The following is a 26151-nucleotide window of genomic DNA, read 5'->3' as shown; positions in this document are numbered from 1 at the left end:
CGTCCTTCCCCTAACCATATTATTGCCTTACATGAATAAAATAAAAATAACTGCACCAAGTGGGACAACTAAAGCTACGACACTACAAAACAAACCAACCTTCGCAATACCTAACCCATATAACTGTTGTTTTCGAATCAAACCGACAGATACAACGCCGAAAATAATACCAACTGTCGCAATAGCCATGCCGACAACAGTCCAAACTATCATGCCAATTAATGCTAAAACACCTATCACAAGCGATAAGATCGCCATTTTACTTAAGTTTTGTTGCGAGTCATTCGCCACTGCTGACATACTTTTGATTTCCTTTCTTAGTTCAACAAATCACCATCATGACAGATTTTCTACAATCATAACACATCTTCCACATCACATTTGTTTAAAAGGAGTGTAGAAAATGAGTTTAGCTTATTATATCGCATTAAGTGTCATTATCATATGCGTGACCATCATATGGCGCATGTTTCAACTCCAACACTTTATCCGCTTTCACATATTTTTAATCGTGTACGCGCCTTTAGCTTTAATCGGAGGGATTCTTTTGTTGTTTAGCCAAACGCAACTACTCCTCCCCAAACTCCTCAAAGCGACGGCTCAACCTTTATTTCTTCTAAGTTTATTCGGCATCGCGATCGGTTGGGGATGTTTACATCTTATTCAACGATAAGCATCAGAACGAGAAAAAGCTACCCACATGAGCGAGTAGCTAATTACGATTTGCGTAAATGATTGATTAACTTTTCGACCGGATTCATCTTTAACTCTTGGACAGACGGTAAATCTTCACGATAGAACTGATAAAATGAGTGATCATTGTTTTTCGCGACGTACATCGCATAATCTGCTTTACTTAATACTTCTGCAATATCTGATGCATCTTTCGGGTATAAGCCAATCCCAATACTAGGCGTCACAACAGCATCTTGCTGCGTTAACGGTATCGGTTTCGACAATGAATCATAAATACGATGCGCAACTTCTAACGCTTTATTTTCATCGACGTCTTCTAATATGACAGTAAATTCATCACCACCGAAGCGCGCAACAAAATCATCATCGCGTAACGACTGTCGAAAGCGGTCTGCCACTATTTTCAACAGCTGATCGCCTGCTTCATGACCTAATTGATCATTCACTTCTTTAAATCCATCTAAGTCAATAAAAAATGTCGCAATTCGGTCACCCGAACGCTTCGATCGGTTCATCGCATCTTTTAAGTAATCCTCTAACGACTTGCGATTTGGCAATCCCGTTAATTCATCATAGTATGCTAGATGTTTAAGTTTGTCTTCCAATTCTTTTCGGTCCGTTATTTCGCGAGAAACAATTAAAATCTCTTTAACAACTTGCGTATCATTTTGATCAAATATCGGGGCACCTTTCACCTCGACCCAAATCCAAGCACCTGAACGATGACGAACACGGTACTCCTCTCGCTTCGGCACACCGTATGTGACTATATCCGTTAACATATGATCAAATGTCACTCGGTCGTCAGGATGAATAATCGACTCCGCTTGATGCCCAAAGTAATCTTGTCCTTCGAAACCTAATACAATTTTATGAGATGGTGAGGTGTATTGAATGTCGCCTTCTGGTGTTATGAGTGCAATCAAATCATTCATATTGTTCGCAATCATCTCATACATATGACTGGTTTCAGATAAGGCTTGTTCGATTTGTTTTCGCTCTGTAATGTCACGATCAATCGTCAATATAGCCGGTTTACCTTGGAACTGAATAGGTACACCAATCGATTCTACTTCTAATTTAGTGCCATCCGAACGTAGAATCGTCTGTTCTACTGGTGAAGTTATACCATCTTGCTCGTCGAAATCTGATAAATGTTGAATTAATTTATTTTCCTCACCTGGCTCAATAAATTCATCAATGTGTCGACCGACTAGATCGCTACGTTCTGCACCCTCGCCGACTAACATCTCTGCTCCACGTTGATTCGTAAAAAGAATTTTGTTCGATTGTTGCACAATCACCGCATCCGGTAAAAACTCGATCAGAGCTCGGTACTGCTGCTCACTTTCTAACAGTTTTGCTTCCATCTCTACATGTTGTGTAATATCATGTGCTACGGTCACAGCTCCGATAAACTCTCCCTGATCGTTCGTAAGCGGCTTACCATTTACCGACAAATGTTTAGTCACACCGTTCTCCGATTGGGCGATAACCCGCTGTGCAACAACCGTTTCTCCGTTTAAAGCTCGAAATATCGGGATTTCGTTTATATTTAACTGACGATTCGTATCAGGATTGTAATAGTCTACATAAGACGTCCACGTTTCATACGGAATATATTCATCATAGTCAACATCTATATAATCACGTACAACATTGTTAACTCGTCTCATATTCCCTTGACGGTCAATCACTGAAACACCTTCATACATACTGTCAAAAATACTATTCATAAAGCGTTGGTTATATTCTAATTCCCTAATATGACGCTGTTGCTGCCTCAAAATCTCATAGATAATCGGAATGACAATTAAAATGATAAAAGCTAAATCAAACACAACTGGCCAATGGTCTTCCCCAAAAATAGTTCCGCCAACAGCCCAATCAACAAAATCATGGACAAATTGACCGACCAACATAATAATTGAAATAAAAATTAACCGAGGCCAAATTCCATTCTTATTTGACGTATCAAGTTTTTGATTCACTTGGATCGCCCTCCAAAAACATTCGTTACCTTTTATATACCCTTCTCAAGATATCCTTCAAACGTACTAATTAAAATGTCTTAATTATGATGAAGGGCTCCACTTATTGACGAGCATCGCTTTCACTTGTGCCGTTCGCTTGAAGAAAAACTGCACGATTGGCCCAATGCCAAACGCAACAATAACTGTACCAATACCAATTGGCCCACCGATTAAAAAGGCAATCAACATAATGAGAATTTCTAGACCTGATTTTGAAACAGCCAGGCTAAATCCTGTCCGGTAATGAACAGCCATCATTAAATTATCGATAGGATTACGAGCAAAATCTAACTGCAAGTACATGCCTATTCCTGCTCCCATACCTATAACGCCTAAACCGAGTAAGCCGATTCGTGTAACCATACCTGATACCATCACACCATCAAAAACAAACAGTAACCAGAAATCAATAAATATACCGATTAAGAAAATCGTAATGACAGCCGGGATATCAAACCGACTTCGCAATAAAAATTTATTTATAACAATAAGAACGATACCAACAAGAAATATCCACGTACCAACTGTAAAGCCAAATAGTTGGGATAAACCAACAAATAAGGCATCCCAAGCTCCGACACCTAAATCAGATAAAATTAACATCGTCACACCGAATGACAACGTTAACATACCTAATACATAAAACATGATTGAATACATTAAATCTTTCATTATAATCGACACCCATTTTCTTTCGTTTTTTATCAACTAAAACATCATATCACATAGTCAAATTTCGACACAACAAAAACGATGAAATGGGATTACTTGCATCGTCAAGGGGTTTTTAACCAAGTTGTAATAAATTCGAAATCACTAATGAAAAAACAGTATATCCGAAGACGGCTAAACTTAAAATTAATAAACTAATGATGACATATAACATGTTGTCATTAGACGGCTCGCGCTCCCACATTTTCCACTCAACAACGCCATAAATTAAACCGATAAAACTCAAAACGCCCCACGCTAAATGGGGATCAAATCCGATGATATAAACGATATAAATGAGGATTAATGCAAGCATGATCGACAAACGTAATTTATCCCAAGGGAATGTTGATTCCATGATGTCACTCCTTACTTCCTTTTTGATGTTACAATACCCGATTAATTGCAATCATATGTTATTTTTGGCAAAAAAGTAAGTGCGTTAAGACCTAGCCTAGAAGCAAATCTTTGATATGATAAAATAAACGTTAAGATAGATTCTTACCATTAAAAACTATAATAAAAGAAATTCACTATTAAGGAGGCTTACTGATGAAGATTATGTCCATTGAACCAACGCCGAGTCCTTACTCGATGAAAATTAACGTTGATGAAACGTTACCGGACCAGCAAACAGAAACGTATTCGCAAAACGATAATCTAAGCAAAGCACCTAACTATGTACGTGATTTATTAGCCATAGAGGGGGTGAAGGAATTGTACCGTGTCATTGACTTCATCGCCTTAGAACGCCACCCGAAAGTTGAATGGGAAACTATTTTGCCACAAGTCGAAGCAGTGTTAGGCCAATCAGCCGACTTGCAAACTGATGAATCAAACACCGCACACAACCCTAATGACTCATACGGCGCAGTCCGCGTTTATATTCAACAATTCCGTAACATCCCGATGCAAGTTAAAGTCGAAGCAGACGGAGATGAAAAACGATTCGGTTTAGCGGATCGTTTTCAAACAGCTGCCATGGAAGCATCAAAAGATTCGACGAGCATGCTCATGGAACGTGAATGGATTGAACAAGATCCACGTTATGGGGATGCCGATGACATCGGAGCAGATGTCGTCGACGAAATTGACGCAACCTATCCTGACAAACGATTACAGACCCTTATAGACCTTGCACAATCAGGTGAAGGCGATCAAAAACAAGGAAAACAATTAAAACCGTTAACAGAAGACGATCTACGACAAGACAATTGGAAAGACCGTTACGCTGCATTAGATCGTATACCAGACCCTACAACAGCCGATTTGCCTATTCTCGGACAAGCCCTGAACGATGAGAAAATGTCGATTCGCCGGCTAGCTACAGCATACTTAGGTATGGTCGAATCGAAAGAAACATTACCTTATTTATACGAAGCATTACAAGATAAAACAGTGACCGTCAGACGTACAGCAGGCGATTGTTTATCGGACCTTGGCTTTACTGACGCGATTCCACACATGATTGATAGATTGCAAGATAAAAGTCGGGTCGTTCGCTGGCGCGCGGCGATGTTTTTATATGAATACGGTGACGAATCAGCTGTTCCTTCGCTAAAAGAAGCGTTAGAAGATCCTGAATTTGAAGTCCGCATGCAAGCCAAAATGGCACTATCACGCATTCAAGAAGGCGAATTAGCGCAAGGATCTATTTGGAAGCAAATGGCTGAGATGACCAAACAAAAAGGTGATCAGTCATAAGCAACCACCCCTTTTTAGTATAGAAAGGGGTTTATATGATTAGCAGACCAAATTGGTAGGGAAAAATAAAAGGTATGATGTCAATAAGGGAGCGGATTCTAGTGAAATGGATGGTTCCACTATTCATGGCTTTATTTTTAATGGGTTGTCAAACAGACGGTGACCAAGAAACAGAAGAACCGACAGAAGAGTCCTCATATGAAACATCTAGTGAAGAGGGTTCGACTGAGGAATCAGGTGAAACAGAGTCAAGTGAGAACGGAGATCCCAATGGAGAAAATGTAGAAGAATTAACGTTTCTGGAAGAACCAGAAACAGTAGTTGATGATTTGAATAGTCCATTTCGAGGATAATCAAATCGACAAAAAAGACTCTAGTTAACTGAAAAAACAGTCACTAGAGTCTTTTCATTTAAGTTTCAACGCTCTAAGCTCTTTTTCTCACTACTCCACCCAACCCTTATCCTTTACCTTCGAAATGGCTTCGATTCGATTCGATACTTCCAGTTTATCAAAAATAACCGAGATATAATTACGCACTGTTCCGTTCGTTAAATGCAGTTCCTTGGAAATTTCCTTGGTGCTTTTCCCCTTAGAAATTAACTCAATGACTTCACTTTCTCGTTCCGTTAAAGGACTGTTTTCCTCATACACCAAGTCGATTAACTCTGGCGCATATACCTTCCGACCATTTAAAATACTTCGGATCGAACTGGCCAACTCTTCACTTGGACTGTCTTTTAGTAGATACCCACTAACATTAGCTTTACGTGCCCGTTCAAAGTAACCCGCCCTTGCAAAGGTGGTCAAAATGATGACTTCACACTTCTGGTCGCCCATTTCTTCGGCTGCTTCCAACCCATTTTTAACCGGCATTTCAATATCCATAATACAAATATCCGGCTTCAATTCGTTTACCAGATGGACGGACTCTTCACCATTTTTGGCTTTGCCGACTACTTCCATATCTTCTTCAAGGTTCAACAAAGAACCTAGTGCTCCAAGTAACATTCCTTGGTCTTCAGCCAACACGATTCGAATCATTTTAACCCTCCTGTTTCATGACATTGGGTATGGTCACAGTCAATTTTGTTCCATTTTCATCACTTATGATTTCCAGTTTTCCATTAACAAATTCCAACCGGTCTATCATTCCATTCATCCCATAGCCGGATGCTGAGCTACCTTTAGTTTCTATTCCGACGCCATTATCTTCAATCGTCAAAACTGTTTCATGCGCTGATTCGGTTGTGGTTATATTGCAGTGTGTCGCTTGACTATGCTTAACGACATTGTTCACAGCCTCTTTTAAGCACATGCTTATGACGTCTTCTACTAACGAGGGGGCCTGTTTTAGTTCTTTGTCGCCTTGGATATCGATCTGAATTGTTGCCGCTTCCAACAGCTGCTTAACATGCTTAATCTCCTCAGAAAACTTCGTTATTCGCATGCCCGATAACATATCTCTGACTTCTTTTAAGGCTGTGCGAGCAGTTTGGTTGATATTCTGGATTTCAACTTTAGCTGTTTCAGGATCTTTGTTGATCAGGCGTCCAGCCAAATCGCTTTTTAATCCAATCAAAGATAGCTTTTGTCCTAGTGTATCATGCAAATCACGCGCAATTCGTTGGCGTTCTTCAAAGACCAGTAGCTGTGAAATTTTATCTTTGGCATCGGATAACTGTGCCTCAAGCTTCTGCCTTTTTCTTCGATTGTATGTATTGATCGGTAGCAATACTACCCCAAGAATGGTCAGGATCAAAAATGGCCATTGAGATAAGAACAGCTCTTGTTGTGTAAAATAACTCGATGCCGAAGCTACAACGGTCAAAACTAAATGAACGACATAAAGTGAAATAAAACCACTTTTTTGTTGCACATTTCCGATGAAAAAAGCAATAAATAATGAAAAGTATACATATCCATAAAACAAAGACATGCCAACACTAATCAGCATCATGATTGAAACACATATGTACAAAAGCCCTCCAATCGATAGAAAGGAAAGCCGGTACGCAACAAAGAATATAACAATCAATAACACACCAAGCAATATTTCCGACAAAGTATTTGACCGAAAAATGAAATAAAAGGGCAATAAGCTCGAAATCACCCATACGTATATGCTCAAACTTATATTTTTAGGGAATAAATTAAACCAATTTTGCATCAACAAATTCCTTTCTTGAATCTCTTATCAGTATCACCCATTTCACCAAAAAAAGAAACCATCCACTTTGTGAATGATTTTCTTTTACTGATGTTTAGTTTTCTCTGGACACTTTATCAGAAGATTAGAGGCTTTCATTAATTTCTTTAAAGTGAACGAAGGTCTTACTCTTCTCATCGAATAATTTAAATCGGATCGATCTCAAGCTGGTTACCATCGTAATCGTCGTTGCCTGTTGCAAAGGTGGGATCGACTCATGTACCTTTTCCAGATTATAATTCGGCACTTTAGGACTCAAGTGATGAACATGGTGGTAGCCGATATTCCCCGTGATCCACTGAAGAACACGTGGAAGCTTATAATAAGAACTTCCATCAATAGCTGCTTTAACATAATCCCACTCAGATTCATCTTCAAAATAAGAATCCTCAAACTGATGTTGAACATAAAACAACCATATTCCAAGAGACCCTGCAATAAACGCAATCGGTAATTGAACAATCAAAAAGCTCGTCCAACCAATCGCCCAAATCAATAGAGCAGTGATTCCAATAATTGAAATATTGATCAAATACGTATTTTGGCGTTCTGTTTTCTTAGCATCTTTTCTATTTCTTCGGTTCGTTATTAAAAATAAATAAACGGGACCCAACACGAACATAACAAACGGATTTCTATATAAGCGATATTGTAGTCTCTCCATCTTTGATGACTTCTTGTACTCTTCTACAGTCATGACCCAGACGTCACCTGTCCCCCGCTTATCTAAGTTGCTGCTAGTAGCATGATGAATGGAGTGTTCTCTTTTCCACTTCCTATACGGGAACATTGTGAGAATCCCTGTAACCGTTCCAACGAAATGATTTAGTTTGCGATTTTTAAAAAACGACCCATGACAGCAATCATGAAAGATAATAAATACTCTCACCATAAATCCACCCGCTAAAACCGATAGGCTAATGGATAAAACCAATGATACTGAAATCGCTTCATAAGCTAAAAACCAAAGCAAAAAGAATGGAGGCAATGTATTAACCAATTGCCATACACTTGATTTCGTACCAGAGCTTTCAAATGGTTTGATGTCTTGTTTAAGTTGAGCTAACTTTTTATTCGCCATAACTACCTCCAATGATAAGTCTTCTTTCACTCATCTTAGGAAAAAACAGTTCAATAAAACAGTCATGAATGTCAGGAGTTTTATGTGACAAACGTCATATGTTTTAGATTGAGACTCACGGCCAAACAAAAACGCCATGACTGATTGATGTCATGACAATTGATATGGAACCACGGGGCTCGAATGATTCACTTCCATAACTGTCACTCATATAAGTCATAATGCTCAAAATACCTTTCGACTTATTTTGACAAATTGAGTATTTAGTGTTAAGTTGTCTATTGTTAAAAATTTTTTAAATAAAATTAACGGGGGGTTGGTTATGAAAAAGGGTACATCAAGTCTTAAAAGGAAGCTCTTATTTATTTTTCTTCCTTTAATGGTCGCCGGGCTGTCAATTTTTCTCATTCTGTCTTATAACATTTCAAAAAGTCAACTAGATGAAGAGATTGAACATAGAATCATGAACTTACAAGATGATGCCATTAGTCAAATTGAAGAACGGTTTGCAAGCCATGAGCAACTCGCCGAATCACTTGCGAGTACCGTAACGACGACAGGGGATTCCGTATCAGAAGATGACTACATATCGATGCTAGAAAACACGATCACGACGAACGCTGATACGTTCGGTTCAGGGATTTGGTTTGAACCATATGCATATGAAGATGACCGCGAATATTTCGGTCCATACGTTTACAAAGACGGTGAAGACCTCGTCTATACCGATGTTTACGAAGAAACGGATTACGATTACCCGAGCTGGGATTGGTATACGCAAGCTGAAGGTTCCGATAGCGCCGTATGGGGTGATCCGTATTACGACGAAGCGAGTGACATCACAATGGTGACAACGACTGTACCTTTTACTGATAGCTCAGGTAGTTTCAATGGAGTCGTCACAGCGGATACCGATTTAACCCAAATCCAGCAAATCATTTCCGATATTCAAATCTATGAATCTGGTTGGGCATTCGGCTTTGACAACAATGGCCAAATCATTGCACACCAAGACGATTCACTAGTCATGAACTCAACGATTGAAGAATCAAATGCATTCGGCGATTATGCTGAGCAAATCACAAGCAATGAGCAAGGCCAGTTCACAACTGACGTGAATGGTACGACGAGCCAAGTCTATTATCGCACAATGCCGACGACCGGCTGGACATTGGGTATTGCCGTACCAGAATCCGAAATTTACGCGTCGTTAAATGAATTGTTATTCCAACAGCTTATCACAGGGGCTATTATTTTAATCGTCCTTGGCGCTGGTATTTATATTTTCAGTGGACGCCTATCCAAACCGATCACGACATTACGCGAGAAAATGGATGACGTCGCACACGGTGATTTAACCGTTGAAGCGCACCACAAATCAAATGATGAGATCGGCTATTTATACGACCACTTTAACAAGATGGTTCAACATATGCGTGAGTTGTTACAAAAAACACATGAATCAGCTGAAGTTATCCGTTCATCATCCGAAAACTTCAGTGCGGTAAGTGAAGAAACGACCGCATCAAACGAAGAAATTCAAGGCACGATGAATGAAATCGCCAAAGGTGCACAACAATCATCAGAAAATCTTGAAACGATGACACAACAGATGAACCAATTAAGCGAACAAATTGATTCGATATCTGACAGCAGTGCGAACATGAACGAATTAGCTGACGAAGCTGTCACCGTCAACAATAAAGGGCTCAATCAAATGGATCAGCTCGCCAATTACTCACAAGAGTCGAAACAACAATTTGACCAAGCTGAAAATGTCGTTCAAGAATTGAATGACCAAATCCAGAAGATTAGCGACTTTATTCATACGATCAATGACATTTCAGAACAGACGAATTTACTTGCCTTAAACGCGTCAATTGAAGCAGCACGCGCAGGCGAAGACGGTAAAGGGTTTGCTGTTGTAGCCGATGAAGTACGTAAGCTTGCTGAACAATCGTCTAACTCAACAGAAGAAATCCGTAAAATTATTGATGGCGTCAAAGACCGCTCGAACGAAGCGATTCGCCAAATGAACGATGCGAAAGCGACAACAGACTCACAAAACGAAGTCGTCGATGAAACGATTCAAGTATTTAACGATATCGGTAAAGCGGTTGAAAACATTACCGAAAGCGTGGAACAAAACGTTAAAGCGATTAGCGACATGAATCAATACAAAGATCGCGTCGTCGGCTCAGTTGAATCAATTTCATCTAATATCCAAGAAACAGCTGCTTCTAACCAAGAAATTAACGCAACAATCGATGAACAAACGAATGCATTACAATCATTAGCTGAATCCGCTGAAGACTTGAATCAGTCCAGCGATCAATTGAATCAGCTCATTAATGAATTTAAGTTAGATCAGAATCATTAGATATAATTTTAAAAAGGATCACCCGCTCTATAAAATGTACCCTATAAAGTAGACACTTTGAAAAAAGTCTGCTTTATAGGGTATTTTTATGTAATAATGAAAAAAATTTAACTAGAAGGTGAGCTCGAATGAGTAAAAAGTTATTTACTGAAGAAGAAGTGAAGACTTTGCGTTCCAATAAATATATCAAAGCTGCTAGCCCAAAAGGGGTTACTTATACAGACGGGTTCAAAAGACTATTTATTATTGAAAATGAAAAAGGAAAATTCCCCCGAGAGATCTTTGAAGAAATAGGTCTTCCAATTGACATTCTAGGGAAAACGAGAATTATGACCTCAGGAAAAAGGTGGCGGTTCCTCTTTTCCACCAGCGAATAAAACAGTGTTTTGACTAGTAGTAATGAATAACGCTAAAGTTATTGTTAATATTATTTTCCTCAAGATAATTCTCCTCCTTTTTGATCTCCATATACTTTTTTAAAATGTCATTTTCCGCTTTTAAGTGATCAATTTGACGATTTTTACGCTCATCTTCTGATTTGAATTCTGGTCCATGACCATATGAATATTGCTTCCCGATTGGCTGATCAAACCTATGAATTTCACTATTGTGATACCATCTCACCTAGGTTTCAATTTGGGATTTATTTTTGACACCGTATTTCTCCATGATTTCTCTCGTCGTCAATTCACCTGATAGTTTAGCTCTAATAACAGCCCATTTCACGTCACTTGAATACACGTTTTTGCCTATGCAAAAACACCTCCGAATAAATACTTCTTTCATTGTACCATTTCGAAGGTGTTTTATATTGTCTCAAATATTTAGGTTAGTCTAATATCTCCCCCCCCTTTTTTTTAAGTAATATATATATTTTCACAAATAATTCAAAAAAATACTAGTAATCTCGTGAAATTTCTTCATGTTTCGCAACCTATTTTTTACATTAGGAACAATTTTTATGCTAACATTCTAACTATAAAATCATAGGAGGGATTATAAGAAATTTAGATTGCTAGTATTAACGTTTCTATTTTTGATGTTAGGGGCTTGGAGTTTAAACGCTGAAGAGCAACAGGACAACCTAAATGAAGAAGAAGTTAATGAACAATTGTCGGAACTTGGATTTACTGGAGAACAAATAGACCAATTGAATCCTACAACTAAGCAACAAATTGCTAACAATGAAGACGCAGAAGAGTTACTTTATTTTGACAGTGCCGCTGTTTCTTTCGATGAAAATGATGGGGACATGTCCACGCAAGCTTTAGTGGACGACATGACCACAAATGTTATGGTTATCTCTCTTGGGCAATATAACGACAGCCCTTATGTCCAAGTCATAGGTGATTATGACTGGAAGAGTATGCCTTTTTGGACACTGAGTGATGCAGTAGCTTTATCTTGGAGTGACGGGTGGAGGGCTATTAACTATGATCACACTTATGAGCACCAATACTGCCAAGGGTGTGGAGAGCCAGGGCCTGAAAACTATTATTGGGATTCAGTAACTCAAAACTATCCTTCTGAGGAGTCAAAACTCAGAGGTGTTGGCTATGTATATGATATAAAAGGTGGCGCTAGAGATGTTCGCGGAACAATCAATGCATATTTAAATGTAAATGATTCAGAAGCTATCCAGAGTGCAAATTGGTCCGAGTTTAAAATGGCTTATGCTCATGACACAAATAATCCGAACGTAGGCATTTCATTCCCTACTCCAGGTGGAGTCGGTGTTTCAGCAGGGATTTCCTTTAGTGGTATAAATGGTTCTAATACAGTTGAAGATACAGGAAGTTATCATAAGGATGACTTGAGCTGGTAAAAGGGGGAAACTGATAATGAGTAAAACTTTGAAATTTATTTCCATTTCCTTTTTATTAATACTAATGGTCCCAATCCAAACCTCAGCAAGTGATGCTAGTATAGAAACAATCCCTTTTGAGGTAAGTATTAGTACTGAAAAAGATGAGTACCAAACCAATGAAAATATTAGGTTTCAAATTAGCATTGCAGGAAGTGGAGATCCCGATTTCGATCTTGTAATTGGAGACTCTAATGGTTTGGATAAAAGTCTTCAACTAAAAGGTCAATGGTACACCACCGTCGTTCAAGACTATAGCGAGACCGGTTCAGTAACAGTTTGGGTTACAGTATATGGATCAGGCGGTTCAGATACTGCTCAAACTACAGTGGAAATTGTAGACGGACCATATACTGATTAGCAATGGATTTTTAAAAAATTATAGCAGAAGAGTTCAAAACTAAACTTTTCTGCTATAATAAAATCATTAGACTACTTACTCTAACAACAAATGAGGTACAAAAGGAGAGGATTAGGAGTGGAAGTTTTAAAAATTATTTTACTTTCCGTGATTACTCTCATTCTATTATATATTGCTTTCATGGTATATGAATTAACAATGATAGTTTAATTAAAATAACTTAAATTTCAGTAGTATTTCACTTTAAAAACAGAATTTAATATTTGGTGAATCTTTTGTATTACTACCCTGCTAATCAATTAGTAAGGTAGTTTTTTTATCTAAAAAACTTTCGTATAAGATAACAATTGCCAGTCGTTTAAAGAATTAAACCAGGAGAATAAATCCTATATGAATTACTATATTTTGAATCGAGGTCAATGGAATATGTGTATATTGCCTTTGGAATGATCCACCTGTGCCTCGAAATTGATCCACCCTTGCCATTATAGATCCAGGACCTTTAACCTCTAATAAATCATTAGTGCACGGTCTTTACAAGGAGAGGTGGTAATGGTAGGCTTCCTTGCCAGGCAAGCTTTTAGCTGCCGTTTCTTGCATAACGCCTTTACCACAGAGGCTCCTTGTCAAGACCTCTATATGTCCATCCACTTATAGGGGTAGGTCTATATTCCTGAAACACTAAGTGGCTCAAAAAAATGGCACAGGTGGATCTACTGCATGGCAATATTCAGAATATGAAAAAGATGACCCCTGTACAATACAGAGATCATCTTCAAAAGGTTGCCTAGTCTTTTTTTTTAATGTCCTTTACATAGGGTACACTTTACTAAGTGGGGCGATCCTTTTTATGTCCGTCGCTCTTTTATTTCAAAAGTTGATCAATTGTTCATCTCAGTCGCTCAATAATCGGTGAAGTCGCCCAATCCCGAACGAAGATGCTCATTTAGTCTACCTACTCGATCAATTCATCCTGAACTCGCCCATTTAACCACCTTACTTACTCTTTTATGAAAAAAGTTGCTCAATAACGAATGGAATACGCATCCAAAAACAGCAACCTATTGGAACTAGCATCCATTTCAGTCTATAATAAAGGAATAATAAGGAGGCAGGCCAATGCGTGAAATCAGACCAATCCAAGAATCAGAATACCGCGATAACGTTATTTTGCACGAACAAGCGTATACAGCTAACGCGGCTACGAAAGAAGAAGACATTGAACGATTAGTCGAACGTGAAAAATCGTTATTCCAAGAAACGAACTCTGTCGTCCCGTACGGTGTATTTGAAGACAACCAATTAATCGGGTCAATGAAGTTATTTGACTTTAACATGAATATATTTGGTTCGTTCTTGCCTACAGGTGGGCTTAGTTCTGTTGCTACCGATTTATTACATAAAAAGGAACGCGTCGCGAAATCATTAGTCGATTATTTCCTTGATCATTACGACAAGCGTGGCTATGCACTCACGACGTTATACGCCTTTCGTCCAGACTTTTATTATCAAATGGGCTTTGGTTATGGAAAGAAGAAGGACGTCTATACCGTTGCACCACATGCGTTTCCTAATTTCAACAACAAACAAGGCATCACGTATTTAACAGCTGATGACAAAGACGAACTCGTCGCTTGTTATAATCAGTTCGCCACGCAACATCATGGTGTGATGACGAAAGAAGCCTTTCAATACAAACGACCGTTTGACCAATTCGATATTAAAATCGTCGGCGTTAAACAAAATGGTGCCGTGACAGGGTATGCGATTTTCTCGTTTAAAAAACGTGAAGTGAATAATTTCTTATCTAGCAACATCACCATACATGAATTCGTCTATACGACCCGTGATGCACTGCAACAATTATCGACGTTTTTCCATACTCAAAAAGACCAAGTCAACCGTATTTCTGTGCCAACGCAAGATGATACGCTTCACCATTTTTTCACCGATGCGCGCGATGGATCAGACAACTTAGTCAATTTCGTCTATCATCAAACGAATACATCTGGCCTCGGGCTCATGTACCGCATCATTAACGTTGAACGGTTTTTCGACCAATTAAAACAGCATAATTTTCATAACGCCAATCACACGGTGACGTTCCAAGTGACGGACTCGATGTACCCGGCTAATGCTGGCGATGTGACCGTTGCCTTCTCAAACGGACATCCGACAGTGATTCGAGGGGCGACAGCTGATACAACGATTTCGATCGACATCGCTGACTTAACGAGCCTTCTCTTGGGTGTGATCCGCTTCAACAAACTCTATTTATACGGCAAAGTCACTATATCCAACGCTGAGCATGTCGATGTGATAGACCAAATATTCTACACACCCGACGCGCCGATTTCGATGACGAATTTTTAAAAAACAAACGGTCCGAACCCTCTCACAATGGAGACGGTTCGAACCGTTTATTCATTAACTCGAGTCATCTGAAGCCTTGTCTGGTTATCGACGTCCACTTGAGGTGGTACTTCCACGACTATCACTGATGTGTTCGTCACACGAGAAGAATCTAAAAAGGTACTCCCTTCACCTTTAAAGTAATCGACAAACAACGATTGGCTTAATGTATTATACTGAACGTCAAGGTGTGGTTCATGTTGAAATTCGATTTCACTATCATGTACATTCGCATTCACCTTGGGAAAATCAACAGGTAACAACTTACCATCGAACTCTAAAACAGATGGCCGGTACCATTGCACGAGCGCCTCACCATCTAATTCGTTGTTTTCTTTCACAAACAGATAACGTGCTGTTTGAATCGCACGATCTAATTCGCTCACCATTAATTGACGATCAACCGGCACAGACCATTCATGTTCCAATGTAAGATCGTCTAAAATATCTAAGTTTTGATTTTCAAACGAATACCGTGGTCCACTCATCGTAACTGGATCAGTCGACGGATCGACTGTCGCCTCAGAAGGTGCGACGACGAAGAAATAAGCCACAGAACCAATCGCTAATACGATGATATACACTGTTAGAAAACGACTACGAAACCACGATCTCGTTTGTAATTTTTCTAAGCTTAACCCGATTGCTAAAGCAACTAACAATACAACGATGATAAGAAGCCACATCATGCCATTCATCGCCTCACCTCCAACTGTCTAATTCCAAATACGACGACGAGACTTATAACACTAACAGTCAGCAACACTTTCAACGCAAACCATGCGATTGTCGTCTCTAACACAATCCATTCAATAAACGGCGCGACAGGCGTTTGATAAAACAAGAGTCCTAACACGACGGCTGGCCCAATCACTTTTAAAAGCGTATGCAGACGCATCAATACAGCTAACGAATAGCTTGTCGTCGCAATGAGTAACACCCACAACCCCGTAAACAACCATAATATTGCAAGGTCAGATAACGACAGGATTGTCTCTACCGAAACGTCATCAAGCACGACATATGCGGTGACGTGCAATGTTAATGTCAGAGCAACAGTGAAAAACGCGGCAACTAGAGCCATCCAAACAATGAACACAAGATTCGACACATGACTCACAAATCGGTTCGTCACAAACATAAATTCCATTTGTCTTTGATCGCGACTCAGCATCCCAAACGGTATCGCTAATGCCCATAACAATGTGAATATGACAATCAGATTGCTATTAATCTCCGTCACTTGATACACCATCACATCGCTCATACCACCCGATGATTGACTACCTGTAATAGAAAATAAAAAGGCGATGAGCTGGATGATCGCTAATGTTGAAAACACTAGACTAAACGCCGCTAGTTTGAAACGAACTTGCTGGACGATCGCTGTTTTGTCACTCATTTCTTTAAAAGACATCGTCAATATCACCCTTCCCTGTTTGGGTTAAATAGACGCACAAATCAGCTGGCGCAACAGGCGCAACCGATAACCCTTGTTCACGTAATCGGTTCAAATCACTCTCACCTGGATGCTCGATAACCCAAAAATGTTGATTAAACCCTAGACTTTCTTGATACAACACATTTTCAAGACCATTCAATTGCTCCTCAGTACCTGAGACCCCAACGGCATAATGCTTCAAGTCATCCATCTCTGTTTGTAACACGAGTTCTCCACGATTAATGAGGACAACATGCTCTAATAGATCTTCTAATTCATTTAATAAATGACTCGACAGCACGATCGTTCTAGGAGTTGCCAAATATGATTTTAATAACGCCCGGTAAAAGTCACGTCTCACACCATAGTCCATACCTGTTGTCGGTTCATCAAATAATGTCACAGGTGTATGAACAGCTAAACCGATGACCGCATTCAACGTCGATGCTTGCCCTTTTGACAAATAGCGAGGCATTTGCCTAATATCTAATCCGAAATGTTGCGCTAATTGCTCCGCTAATGCTTGATCCCAATGAGGATAATTCGTTTGAAAAGCACGGAACACATCAGCAATCCGAAAATCTTGCGGATACATCATTCCATCATGGACGTAAAATAAATTCGCCGCCACATTGAGATGGTCAAATGGTTCCTCACCAAAAACAGTTAACTCACCATCTGTCGTCTTTTCAAAACCCGCAATCATGTTAAGTAATGTCGTTTTGCCAGCACCGTTAGGACCGACTAAACCTGTCATGCTTTTGTCTGGAATATCTAGGGTAAGTGATGATATCGCTGTCTTCTGTCGGTAACGCTTCGTGACATTTTTTAATTGAATATCGCTCATGACGATCCCCCTTCTCGCCTTGCTTGATGAAGTCGTTTGATTAATTCTTCTTGGCTAACATCTAAATATTCGGCTTCACGCACTAAATCATCAATCATCCGTTGTAACGTTTCATCTTTACGTTTTTGGATGATCGTTTCTCGAGCATGCTCTGACACAAATGTTCCTAACCCGCGTTTCTTGTACAGTAAGTCATCATCCAACAACGTTGTGATTCCTTTTCCAGCTGTTGCTGGATTAATATTAAACAGGTCCGCTAGTTGATATTGGGAATACATCTTGTCATGTGCAGCTAAGCGTTGATTAAGAATTTCATTTTCGAGCCATTCTGCAATTTGCACATAGATCGGTGTCATTCGATTATGATCTAACATCGATTCGCCCGCCTTTTATTGATGTCTATTAGTGCATTAGTTATGTAATGTACTAATCACTATGATACATCATCATCTAGTTATGTCAATATTGACCATAAAAAAATCCCGCCTCAAGTTTTATCTTGAGACGGAATTTTTGTAATTAGATCTTAGTCAATCGTATTAACTGACATTATAATCGTCATAATATAACACACGATCTAAGTCGAGTATGACAATGAGTTGATCTTCTTGATTGGCTACACCTGTTATGTATTCTCGATCAACACCTGCTGCCATTTCTGGCGGTGGTTCTATCGTATCTGCATCAATATCAACGACTTCTGTTGCTTTATCGACAATGACGCCTAACGGTTTATCATCGATCGTTAAAATGAGTACACGTGTTTCCTCGTCGTTGTTCGCTTGCCCCATATTGAGTTTCTCTTTCAAATCAATAACCGGTGTAATCGCACCACGGAGTTCAAAGATTCCCTTCATTGATTCTGGCATTTGTGGCATCGTCGTTAGTTCTGGCATTTTCTCGATCGATCTTACCTGTTGAATATTAATCGCAAATCGTTCACGATTAATTTCAAAGATAATATATTTTGTTAGCTCAGCCATAAGTCACCCTCCTTCACTTTACTTAATATGATTAATCTTATTATAACGATTTTTTCGACAAATTAACACACTTTATTACCTATTTCTTTCATCCTATTTCAAACGACAAAAGGTGGTTTTCATATGACGATTTTGATTGATGCCGACGCTTGTCCAGTAACGCAAGAAACAATCCAAGAAGCACAACGACGAGAGATTCCTGTTATTATGATTAAAAGTTTCGCCCATTTTTCTCATGATGACCAAAAGCCTGGTGTAGAAACGATTTATGTCGATTCAGCATCCGAAGCCGCTGATTATAAAATTGTCCAACAAGTTCAGCCTGGTGACCTAGTCGTCACACAAGATTACGGTTTAGCATCGCTCGTCTTAGGAAAGGGCGGGCATGCCATTCACCAAAAAGGCATGGTTTATACCGAGCATAACATCGATCATTTATTACAATCTCGCTATATCAACGCCCTAGCTCGCCAAAGTGGCGAACGGACAAAAGGGCCAAAAGCTTTCTCGCGCGAAGACCGCGAACAGTTCACGCAAAGTTTACAACAACTCTTGGACCGATTAGATAATCGACTGTAATGATGATTCCAGTTGCTGATAACGATAAAACCACGGTTTAGCGCTTTCGATTTGATGAGCTAATTGAAATAACAGTGCATCGTGACCTAATCCTGCTTGAAACTGTATGCCGATTGGTAGTTGATCATTCGACCAATAAATCGGAACACTCATAGCGGGTTGTCCACTCGCGTTTGCTAGTTGCGTAAAGCTACAATGTTTCATCATGATCGTTGTCATATCAGCAATCGATTGTGGATTTAGCTCGCCTGTTTTAAATGTTTTTTGATTGAAAACCGGGGTTACGATGACATCAAAGGTATCGTGCAACTGCATCATCTGTTGTGATATCACTTGCATGCGTACGCGTGACGATTCATACGTGAAAGCATCCATCTGTTGGCCCGCTTCATATATTTCATGCGTTAATGGTTCGAGCGTTTTCTCTGATGGCGTTTTGCCGACCATCGCTCCGACATGATCTATAGCGACAGCGCCTGAAGCAATCCAAACGTTCATAAACTGTTCGGTGAAATCGGCGAAATCTAGAGGTGGGTCAATCATATGTACATGATGACCTAAGTCGGTTAGAAGCTTAACCGCCTCATTAAAAGCCTCGCGCGTGTCAGTATCGACTGGTACTTGACCACCCCAATCAAGTGATACACCAATTGTTAAAGGCTTGTGATACTGATCCAATTGTTGTAAAAAGGACTGCTCTATAGGTAAAGTTGGATAAACATCCGCCTGAGTTCCGCCTTGAATAACGTCCAATAAGGCTGCGCTGTCACGAACAGAACGCGTCAATGCATGATTAACCGAAATTTGGTTAATATATGGCGACATGGCTGTGCGACCACGCGATGGTTTAAAGCCAAATAATCCGTTCATCGACGCAGGCATTCGGATTGAGCCCCCGCCATCACTGGCATGCGCAAATGGCACCATGCCTGAAGCAACGGCAGCAGCAGCTCCACCACTTGAGCCACTCGGTGAACGAGTTAAGTCCCAAGGGTTGTATGTCGCACCGAATAATTGAGGCTCTGTTACTGGCGTAAACCCGAATTCGGGCGTGTTCGTTTTACCGAGAATATGTAGGCCTGCCTTGCGATATCGTTTCACGAACAAGTCATCTTCAGGTGCAGTAAAACCGTCTAACAAAGCCGAGCCGTTCGTCAACGGGTGACCTTTCACAGGATTTAAGTCTTTAATTAAAAATGGCAAGCCTGATAAGGGTCCATCGACAGCTGATTCCGTTTCATCTATCGCTTCAGGTATTGTATGGACAACCGCGTTCAACGTCGGATTAAGTTTTTTCATTCGTTCAGCAAAGTATTGCCGGACTTCGCAGGGTGTAACCTCGCGTTGATCGATTAATTGTTTTAGGCCAACGCCATCGTATTGCGTTAAATCGTGTTTCATGTTATCCCTCCACACGGCGACATTTCATCACGTTTTCGTCACCTTTTTTCCGAAAAATGTTCACAGAAACATAAACTAAGCACGTTAAACTCATGATACATTATAAATAGATATCAGTCATAGTAGAAAAGGAGTCTAATCAATGAAAAGATGTATAATCAGTGCTATAGCTATTATATTACTCGTATTATCAGCTTGCGGTTCAGATGATAATGCTGAGAACAACGATGAGTCAGCTGAGGCTGATGCGTTAACACCGTTAAAAGTAGAGATCTTAACAGAACAAGAGGTCGAAGCTGGTGAGGTCACACTATCAGCCCATGTTACGCACGGAAACAATAATGTAAACGAAGCTGATGAAGTTGAATTCGAAGTATGGCAAGAAGGATCAAAAGAGCAAAGTGAGATGATTACAGGGTCGTTTACCGAAGAAGGTGTTTATGAAGCGTCGTATACCTTTGAAGACGACGGCATTTACTATATGATTGCTCACGTGACCGCATTGGATCAACATACCATGCCACAACAGCCGATCGCGGTTGGTAATGCCGATCTAAGCGAAGCGTCTAATTCGAATACGGAAGATGGTCATAACGATCACTAAGCAAAAAAAGGCGAACCACCTATCACGTGGTCGCCTCTTTTATTATTGCATCCCTGGATTTTGTTGAGATGCGTTCATTTGTTGATTCGGTTGTTGTGCTGATTGTGAAGCCTGCGCTTGCGCTTGACCATTCGCTTGCTGAGCTTTCGGAATCGATATGTTTGATAACGCATCGCCCGCTTCATTTCGGTAAATATTTTGTTGTGCAAGGTCACCGATCGACAACATACCAACCGTTTGACCATTTTCAGTAACTGGAAGACGACGGATTTGATTTTGTGCCATTAACTGCGCCGCTTCATGGACATCCATGCTAGCATCAGCGGACACAATTTGGTCGCTCATACATTGGCCAATCGGGCAGTTACTTTGTTGATTTTGCGCCGTTGCTCGCAATGTGATATCGCGGTCTGTAATAATACCGCGTAACTGGCCGTTTTCGACAACGGGAATGGCTCCGATATCATGTTGCTCCATCAATGCCGCCGCTTCTTGTACGGATTGTTGCGACGTTACCGATACAATGTTAGAACTCATTAAATTTTTGATCGCATTTTCCATGATTTCATCACTCCTTCTAACGTTTATCATGCGTTAGACAGAGCGAATTATACATAGATATTATCCTGTTAAATCACGCCGTCTATATAATATAACGGCTATACTCGTGACGACAATCGCAACGGATATTAAACTGATGACCTCAACTAGTGTAAATGTTTCGACCGGTAAACGCGGCACCCATTCAAACGGCGATATATGGTTCATCCATTCAGGGAATTCTAACGCACCACCTAAATACACAACGACAAACGCATAACCGAGATACACCCACGTCATCCATTGCCATTTCCCTAAACCGACACACAACGCCGCTAAACTTAACATCACCCAAATAGCAGGTAAGTAAGCAATTAATGTTTCAAAAACCGCGCTAAACTGTAACCCATCGACAGACATCTGACCTAAAATTCCCATACCAATTCCTGCAGCACTGACGACGATAATACTAAAAATGACAGCGACCGCGACATGAGTGATCATCAGTTTTTGTTTAGATGTCGCCGTTGCGATAACAGGCTCTAGACGATCTAACTTCTCTTCTTTCGTCAGACGATACATCGATAACACGACTGGCACCGTCGCAAAAATCGTAATAATAACCGCTAGCATCGACACAAATTCCTCGATCAGCGCCTGACCCGATAGTTGTTCAATATTGAGCATCTCTTTCATGAGTTCAATTTCCGCGACATACGTTCCGGTTTCACCGAGGACAGAGCCATACGTTGCACCGAAAATAAATAACCCAACAGCCCAAGCGATCATCGACACACGCTGCATCGTCACGGTAAAACCAAACGATGTCTGTAACCACCTAGATGCTTGCATAGGGCCTTGTCGCGCTGGCAGTAACCCTGCACCGATATCACGACGCGCATTTAACCATAACGCAATAAAGGTCAAAACAAAGGCTAACAATAAGACTAACCCAATCGGCCACCAACGATTATCGACCATGACTCGTGTTTCCAAAATCCATCCAAGTGGCGACCACCACGACAAGTCATCGTACGATACATCACCTAAACCACGAATCGCATAAGCTGAAATTAACACGAAAAAGGCGAGCCCCACTGTTCCCCGAGATGATTCAGCTAATTGGGCACAAAGCGCCGTTACAGCTGCAAAAAATAACCCGATTGCACTTAAACCGACGCCGTATAAAAACGCACCTTCAGCCGAAATTGACTCAAACTGTAACAACGATAACCCACTACCAATTGCGACTGCTAAGACGACAAACGTCAGCACATGATGCACGACAGTCGCCATGATCGGCGCTAATCGACCAGTCGGTAATGATCGAATTAATTCCATACGCCCGAGCGACTCTTCTTCACGCGTGTGTTTCGTCACCGTCAAAATACTGAAAATCGCGGTCGCTACAGCCGTAAATAAAAACATCTGATGCGCCATAATCGCGCCAATATCATATTGATCGACGCCATACGCTGGACCTAGCAACATCGTGATCGCTGGATTTAATACAGAATGAGCTAACCGTTGGCGATCACCTTCTGACGGGTACAAACCTTCAAACAGAAGCGCCGTTAAAACGGTGACCGCGACTAGTGAGACGAGCCAAATCGCAATACGCCAGCGATCCTGTTTTAATTGCCACATAAACACCGGCCAAACATGATTAAACCATGCACGCATTAACCGTCACCTCTATCCACTTCATAATGTCGCATGAATAAATCTTCTAATGTTGGCGGCGCACTTTCGATCTTCGTCACACCTGCTTGACCGATTGCTTGCATGACGTCACTCAACACGTCACGATCGACTTGAAATTGATAACCCCAGTCTGTTTCCGTCCATTCATAAATCCCGTCAGATTGAGGCAAAACAAGCGGGGCATCGGTTTCTACATACAAATGCGTACGCGTTAAATGGCGCAAGTCACTCATCGTCCCTGATTCAATCACGGCCCCATCGCGAATAATCGCAATCCGGTCACATAATTTCTCTACCTCTGATAAAATATGACTCGATAATAAGACACTTTTCCCTTCCGCTCGCTTCTCTAACACTAATTCTTGAAACATGCGCTCCATTAGCGGGTCTAAGCCAGAAGTCGGTTCATCTAAAATATACAAATCACAATCAGCCGAAAACGCTGCCACAAGCGCGACCTTTTGCCGATTCCCTTTCGAATACGTCCGACTTTTTTTCGTCGGGTCTAATTGAAATCGGTCCATTAATCGTTGCTTACGGTCCTGATCGACTGTTTGACCTCTCAACCGTATTAAATAATCAATCACTTGCCCGCCGGTTAAATTCGGCCACAAGTTCACATCACCTGGTACGTAAGCAATTCGTTTATGAATATCGACAGCGTCACGCCACACGTCTTGACCGAAAATCTTCGCCTCACCACCAGATGCTTTTAAAATACCTAATAAAATTCGAATCGTTGTGGATTTACCCGCTCCATTCGGCCCAATAAACCCGACAATCTCGCCTTCTCCCACATCTAAATCGACACCTGTTAAAACGTCGACATTCCCAAAGCGTTTCGTTAAATGACTCGTCTGAAGTACTGTCATCACAGTCTCCCCCCCTTTTACTGATAAAAAGCCGTTTTAAGTGTATTTAAATACGTTTCAAACTCTGTCGTTAAGGTAGCAAAATCGAGCGATGCAATCGACTCACCTTTAATTCGCTCTAACAATTGTTGTTGATACCCTTCAATCGACCAACGAATAAGCTCCATTGCTTTGTCGTGATCTAAATCATCACGAAACATCGTCAAGTCAACATTGTTATACAACGCTGCATAATTTCGTTCCTGCATCGTGTCGATTTGAGCCTTCGCGCCTTCTGGCAAAGGTTCTTCATGAATTAACATTTGTGCAAAAAAATAAAACATATAAGGCTGTTCATGTTGGACTTCTAACTTTAGAAGCGCTACTTGCCGCATCCGTTCGATAAAATCGGGTTCCGTAAAATCAATATGGGCTAAAAAATCATCTTGTATGACACCGATACAGTACTCGATGAGCGAATCAAACAAATCTTGTTTATTATGAAAATAATAAAACAATGTTCCTTTTCCTATGCCTGCTGTTTTAACGATATGATTGGTGGACGCTTTGTCGAACCCTTTCTCGGTGAATTCTTGAAGCGCTGCATTAATAATAGCCATTCGTTTGTTGCCATCTAACTGATCTAAAACTTTCAACAACCATCACCTCACTTATGTTTCGACCACTTTGGTCACATTATAATTCAACTGACCACTTCGGTCAACTTGTCTTTTAGTTAACATACTTATAAATTTCCATAACGTTATAGGATATTGTTTCAATTTTTTCAGAAAGGGAAATTATGGTGGTAACAGGGAGGTAATGACATGACATATCGTCACGCATTATTTTTATTCAATGGCAATAAAGATGGAGCAGAACGTGAAGCGATGCTAAGACAAATCATGCCGGCATTATCGGCGCACGTTAAAGAGATTAGCCTCATCCAAACGTTGGCTGAAGATGAACTGAAAGAACAGTGCCGCCAAGTCCACCATTATGATCTGCTCATTTTGTACGGGGGCGACGGGACTTTACATACAGCGGTGAATGAGTTAGCGGAAACAGACAATGTGCCACCGATATTATTATTACCTGGCGGGACGTGTAATGATTTTTCGAGAACGCTTGGCTTGCCTCAAAACCTTAAAAAATTCGGTGCTCTATTAGACAACCATACAATTCAAGACTTTGATATTGTCAAGATTAATGACCACTACTATACGAATTTCGCTGGTATGGGACTCATCACAGATGCGTCTGAAGGCATTGATGAAGAGCTAAAAGAATCGTTTGGCACGTTAAGTTATTTTATAAGTGCAATTCAGTCTTTCCAAGAAGGTGACACGAAACGGTTTTATGTGACATCTGAAGATGGAGACTATGAAATCGATGCAGCGATGTTGCTCGTGATGAACGGGTATTTTATCGGGACTCACCATTTTCCAATAGATGATATCTCAGTCAACGACAGCTTGTTAGATGTCATCGTCGTGGAAGAATCAAATATGAATACGATTAAAGAATGGCTATCCTTGAAAAATGTGTTTAGCCGTTCAAAACAAATCGAGCAAATTCGCCATTTCCAAACGAGGGCGATTAATGTCCAATCTGATCAATCATTAGAAGTCGATACCGATGGGGAAACGTACATCACGACGCCTGCTCGCATATCTGTTGGCGAGACAAAGCTACGCTTTATTGTGCAAAAAGACTAATATTAGACATTCGATTCAATATTTGTTAAACTA

Annotated in this window: 26 protein-coding genes and 1 pseudogene; 10 read left to right on the top strand and 17 right to left on the bottom strand. The window is 40.4% G+C overall.

The window, feature by feature from the left end; genetic code table 11:
- Positions 1–27: 27 nt before the first annotated feature.
- The 4 genes from ABID56_RS10990 to ABID56_RS10975 form a co-directional block, all read right to left on the bottom strand.
- Positions 28–300 (bottom strand): hypothetical protein, encoded by a 273-nt coding sequence (locus tag ABID56_RS10990; RefSeq protein WP_354221139.1) that lies wholly within the window; start codon positions 298–300, stop codon positions 28–30.
- A gap of 416 nt (positions 301–716) precedes the next feature.
- The gene (locus tag ABID56_RS10985; protein ID WP_354221137.1) at positions 717–2687 is read right to left on the bottom strand and encodes a sensor domain-containing protein; all 1971 of its coding nucleotides are present in this window, start codon (positions 2685–2687) and stop codon (positions 717–719) included.
- Positions 2688–2771: 84 nt separating this feature from the next.
- Entirely contained in the window at positions 2772–3401 is a 630-nt protein-coding gene (locus ABID56_RS10980; protein WP_354221135.1) for a YczE/YyaS/YitT family protein, read from the bottom strand.
- Positions 3402–3516: 115 nt separating this feature from the next.
- On the bottom strand, positions 3517–3798 hold the full coding sequence (locus ABID56_RS10975; protein WP_354221133.1) for a hypothetical protein: 282 nt from the start codon (positions 3796–3798) through the stop codon (positions 3517–3519).
- Positions 3799–3992: 194 nt separating this feature from the next.
- On the opposite strand from ABID56_RS10975, the gene ABID56_RS10970 reads away from it, so the two are divergent.
- Together ABID56_RS10970 and ABID56_RS10965 are read left to right on the top strand one after the other, a co-directional pair.
- Entirely contained in the window at positions 3993–5144 is a 1152-nt protein-coding gene (locus ABID56_RS10970) for a conserved virulence factor C family protein (RefSeq protein WP_354221131.1), read from the top strand.
- A gap of 101 nt (positions 5145–5245) precedes the next feature.
- Positions 5246–5497, top strand: a complete 252-nt coding sequence (locus tag ABID56_RS10965) for a hypothetical protein (protein WP_354221129.1) — start codon at positions 5246–5248, stop codon at positions 5495–5497.
- A 90-nt stretch (positions 5498–5587) separates the two neighbouring features.
- Here ABID56_RS10965 and ABID56_RS10960 read toward each other — a convergent pair whose 3' ends face one another.
- The 3 genes from ABID56_RS10960 to desA all read right to left on the bottom strand — a co-directional run bounded on the left by ABID56_RS10960 (position 5588) and on the right by desA (position 8433).
- On the bottom strand, positions 5588–6187 hold the full coding sequence (locus tag ABID56_RS10960) for a response regulator transcription factor (RefSeq protein ID WP_354221127.1): 600 nt from the start codon (positions 6185–6187) through the stop codon (positions 5588–5590).
- A gap of 1 nt (position 6188) precedes the next feature.
- Complete coding sequence (locus tag ABID56_RS10955; RefSeq protein ID WP_435521510.1) at positions 6189–7313, bottom strand: sensor histidine kinase; 1125 nt, start codon at positions 7311–7313, stop codon at positions 6189–6191.
- 124 nt (positions 7314–7437) lie between these two features.
- Positions 7438–8433 carry a Delta(5) desaturase DesA gene (gene desA, locus ABID56_RS10950; RefSeq protein WP_354221123.1) on the bottom strand — a complete coding sequence of 332 codons (996 nt, stop codon included), beginning with the start codon at positions 8431–8433 and terminating at the stop codon, positions 7438–7440.
- A 322-nt stretch (positions 8434–8755) separates the two neighbouring features.
- Here desA and ABID56_RS10945 point away from each other — a divergent pair, with 322 nt between their 5' ends.
- The 5 genes and pseudogenes from ABID56_RS10945 (at position 8756) to ABID56_RS10925 (ending at position 15411) form a co-directional block, all read left to right on the top strand.
- A complete protein-coding gene (locus ABID56_RS10945; protein WP_354221121.1) occupies positions 8756–10813 on the top strand; it encodes a methyl-accepting chemotaxis protein in 2058 nt (685 codons plus the stop codon).
- A 128-nt stretch (positions 10814–10941) separates the two neighbouring features.
- A pseudogene (locus ABID56_RS10940) lies at positions 10942–11175 on the top strand (HTH domain-containing protein); the annotation flags it as partial.
- Positions 11176–11825: 650 nt separating this feature from the next.
- Positions 11826–12638 (top strand): hypothetical protein, encoded by an 813-nt coding sequence (locus tag ABID56_RS10935; protein WP_354221119.1) that lies wholly within the window; start codon positions 11826–11828, stop codon positions 12636–12638.
- A 16-nt stretch (positions 12639–12654) separates the two neighbouring features.
- Positions 12655–13038: a hypothetical protein gene (locus ABID56_RS10930; RefSeq protein ID WP_354221117.1), complete on the top strand. Its 384-nt coding sequence runs from the start codon at positions 12655–12657 to the stop codon at positions 13036–13038.
- 1119 nt (positions 13039–14157) lie between these two features.
- Complete coding sequence (locus ABID56_RS10925; RefSeq protein WP_354221115.1) at positions 14158–15411, top strand: GNAT family N-acetyltransferase; 1254 nt, start codon at positions 14158–14160, stop codon at positions 15409–15411.
- A gap of 47 nt (positions 15412–15458) precedes the next feature.
- Here the strand turns inward: ABID56_RS10925 and ABID56_RS10920 are convergent, their stop codons facing one another.
- From ABID56_RS10920 to ABID56_RS10900, 5 genes are all read right to left on the bottom strand, one after another.
- Positions 15459–16148 (bottom strand): hypothetical protein, encoded by a 690-nt coding sequence (locus tag ABID56_RS10920; protein WP_354221113.1) that lies wholly within the window; start codon positions 16146–16148, stop codon positions 15459–15461.
- Positions 16145–16867: a hypothetical protein gene (locus ABID56_RS10915; protein WP_354221111.1), complete on the bottom strand. Its 723-nt coding sequence runs from the start codon at positions 16865–16867 to the stop codon at positions 16145–16147. Before ABID56_RS10915 ends, ABID56_RS10920 begins: the two co-directional genes overlap by 4 nt.
- Positions 16857–17738, bottom strand: coding sequence for an ATP-binding cassette domain-containing protein (locus ABID56_RS10910; protein WP_354221109.1), 882 nt, complete (start codon positions 17736–17738; stop codon positions 16857–16859). Before ABID56_RS10910 ends, ABID56_RS10915 begins: the two co-directional genes overlap by 11 nt.
- Positions 17735–18112 (bottom strand): GntR family transcriptional regulator, encoded by a 378-nt coding sequence (locus tag ABID56_RS10905; protein WP_354221107.1) that lies wholly within the window; start codon positions 18110–18112, stop codon positions 17735–17737. Before ABID56_RS10905 ends, ABID56_RS10910 begins: the two co-directional genes overlap by 4 nt.
- Before the next feature lie 165 nt (positions 18113–18277).
- Complete coding sequence (locus tag ABID56_RS10900) at positions 18278–18721, bottom strand: chemotaxis protein CheW (RefSeq protein ID WP_354221105.1); 444 nt, start codon at positions 18719–18721, stop codon at positions 18278–18280.
- Between the two features lie 123 nt (positions 18722–18844).
- Between ABID56_RS10900 and ABID56_RS10895 the strand changes: the two genes are divergently transcribed.
- Positions 18845–19300, top strand: coding sequence for a YaiI/YqxD family protein (locus ABID56_RS10895; protein ID WP_354221103.1), 456 nt, complete (start codon positions 18845–18847; stop codon positions 19298–19300).
- Here the strand turns inward: ABID56_RS10895 and ABID56_RS10890 are convergent.
- Positions 19283–20701, bottom strand: coding sequence for an amidase (locus ABID56_RS10890; protein ID WP_354221101.1), 1419 nt, complete (start codon positions 20699–20701; stop codon positions 19283–19285). The genes ABID56_RS10895 and ABID56_RS10890 overlap by 18 nt on opposite strands.
- A gap of 142 nt (positions 20702–20843) precedes the next feature.
- Here ABID56_RS10890 and ABID56_RS10885 point away from each other — a divergent pair, with 142 nt between their 5' ends.
- Entirely contained in the window at positions 20844–21305 is a 462-nt protein-coding gene (locus tag ABID56_RS10885) for a FixH family protein (RefSeq protein ID WP_354221099.1), read from the top strand.
- 42 nt (positions 21306–21347) lie between these two features.
- Here the strand turns inward: ABID56_RS10885 and ABID56_RS10880 are convergent, their stop codons facing one another.
- The 4 genes from ABID56_RS10880 to ABID56_RS10865 are packed head-to-tail and all read right to left on the bottom strand — an operon-like array spanning position 21348 to position 25056.
- Positions 21348–21866 (bottom strand): CBS domain-containing protein, encoded by a 519-nt coding sequence (locus ABID56_RS10880; RefSeq protein ID WP_354221097.1) that lies wholly within the window; start codon positions 21864–21866, stop codon positions 21348–21350.
- Positions 21867–21926: 60 nt separating this feature from the next.
- Complete coding sequence (locus tag ABID56_RS10875) at positions 21927–23528, bottom strand: ABC transporter permease (RefSeq protein WP_354221095.1); 1602 nt, start codon at positions 23526–23528, stop codon at positions 21927–21929.
- Entirely contained in the window at positions 23528–24421 is an 894-nt protein-coding gene (locus tag ABID56_RS10870; RefSeq protein ID WP_354221093.1) for an ABC transporter ATP-binding protein, read from the bottom strand. The genes ABID56_RS10875 and ABID56_RS10870 overlap by 1 nt, the downstream gene beginning before the upstream one ends.
- 17 nt (positions 24422–24438) lie before the next feature.
- Positions 24439–25056 carry a TetR/AcrR family transcriptional regulator gene (locus ABID56_RS10865; RefSeq protein ID WP_354221091.1) on the bottom strand — a complete coding sequence of 206 codons (618 nt, stop codon included), beginning with the start codon at positions 25054–25056 and terminating at the stop codon, positions 24439–24441.
- A gap of 171 nt (positions 25057–25227) precedes the next feature.
- Between ABID56_RS10865 and ABID56_RS10860 the strand changes: the two genes are divergently transcribed.
- A complete protein-coding gene (locus ABID56_RS10860; RefSeq protein ID WP_354221089.1) occupies positions 25228–26118 on the top strand; it encodes a diacylglycerol/lipid kinase family protein in 891 nt (296 codons plus the stop codon).
- Positions 26119–26151: the final 33 nt, after the last annotated feature.

The sequence above is a fragment of the Alkalibacillus flavidus genome, assembly GCF_040545925.1.
Taxonomy (GTDB): Bacteria; Bacillota; Bacilli; order Bacillales; family Alkalibacillaceae; genus Alkalibacillus; species Alkalibacillus flavidus.
This window is presented reverse-complemented; position numbering and strand designations above follow the sequence as displayed.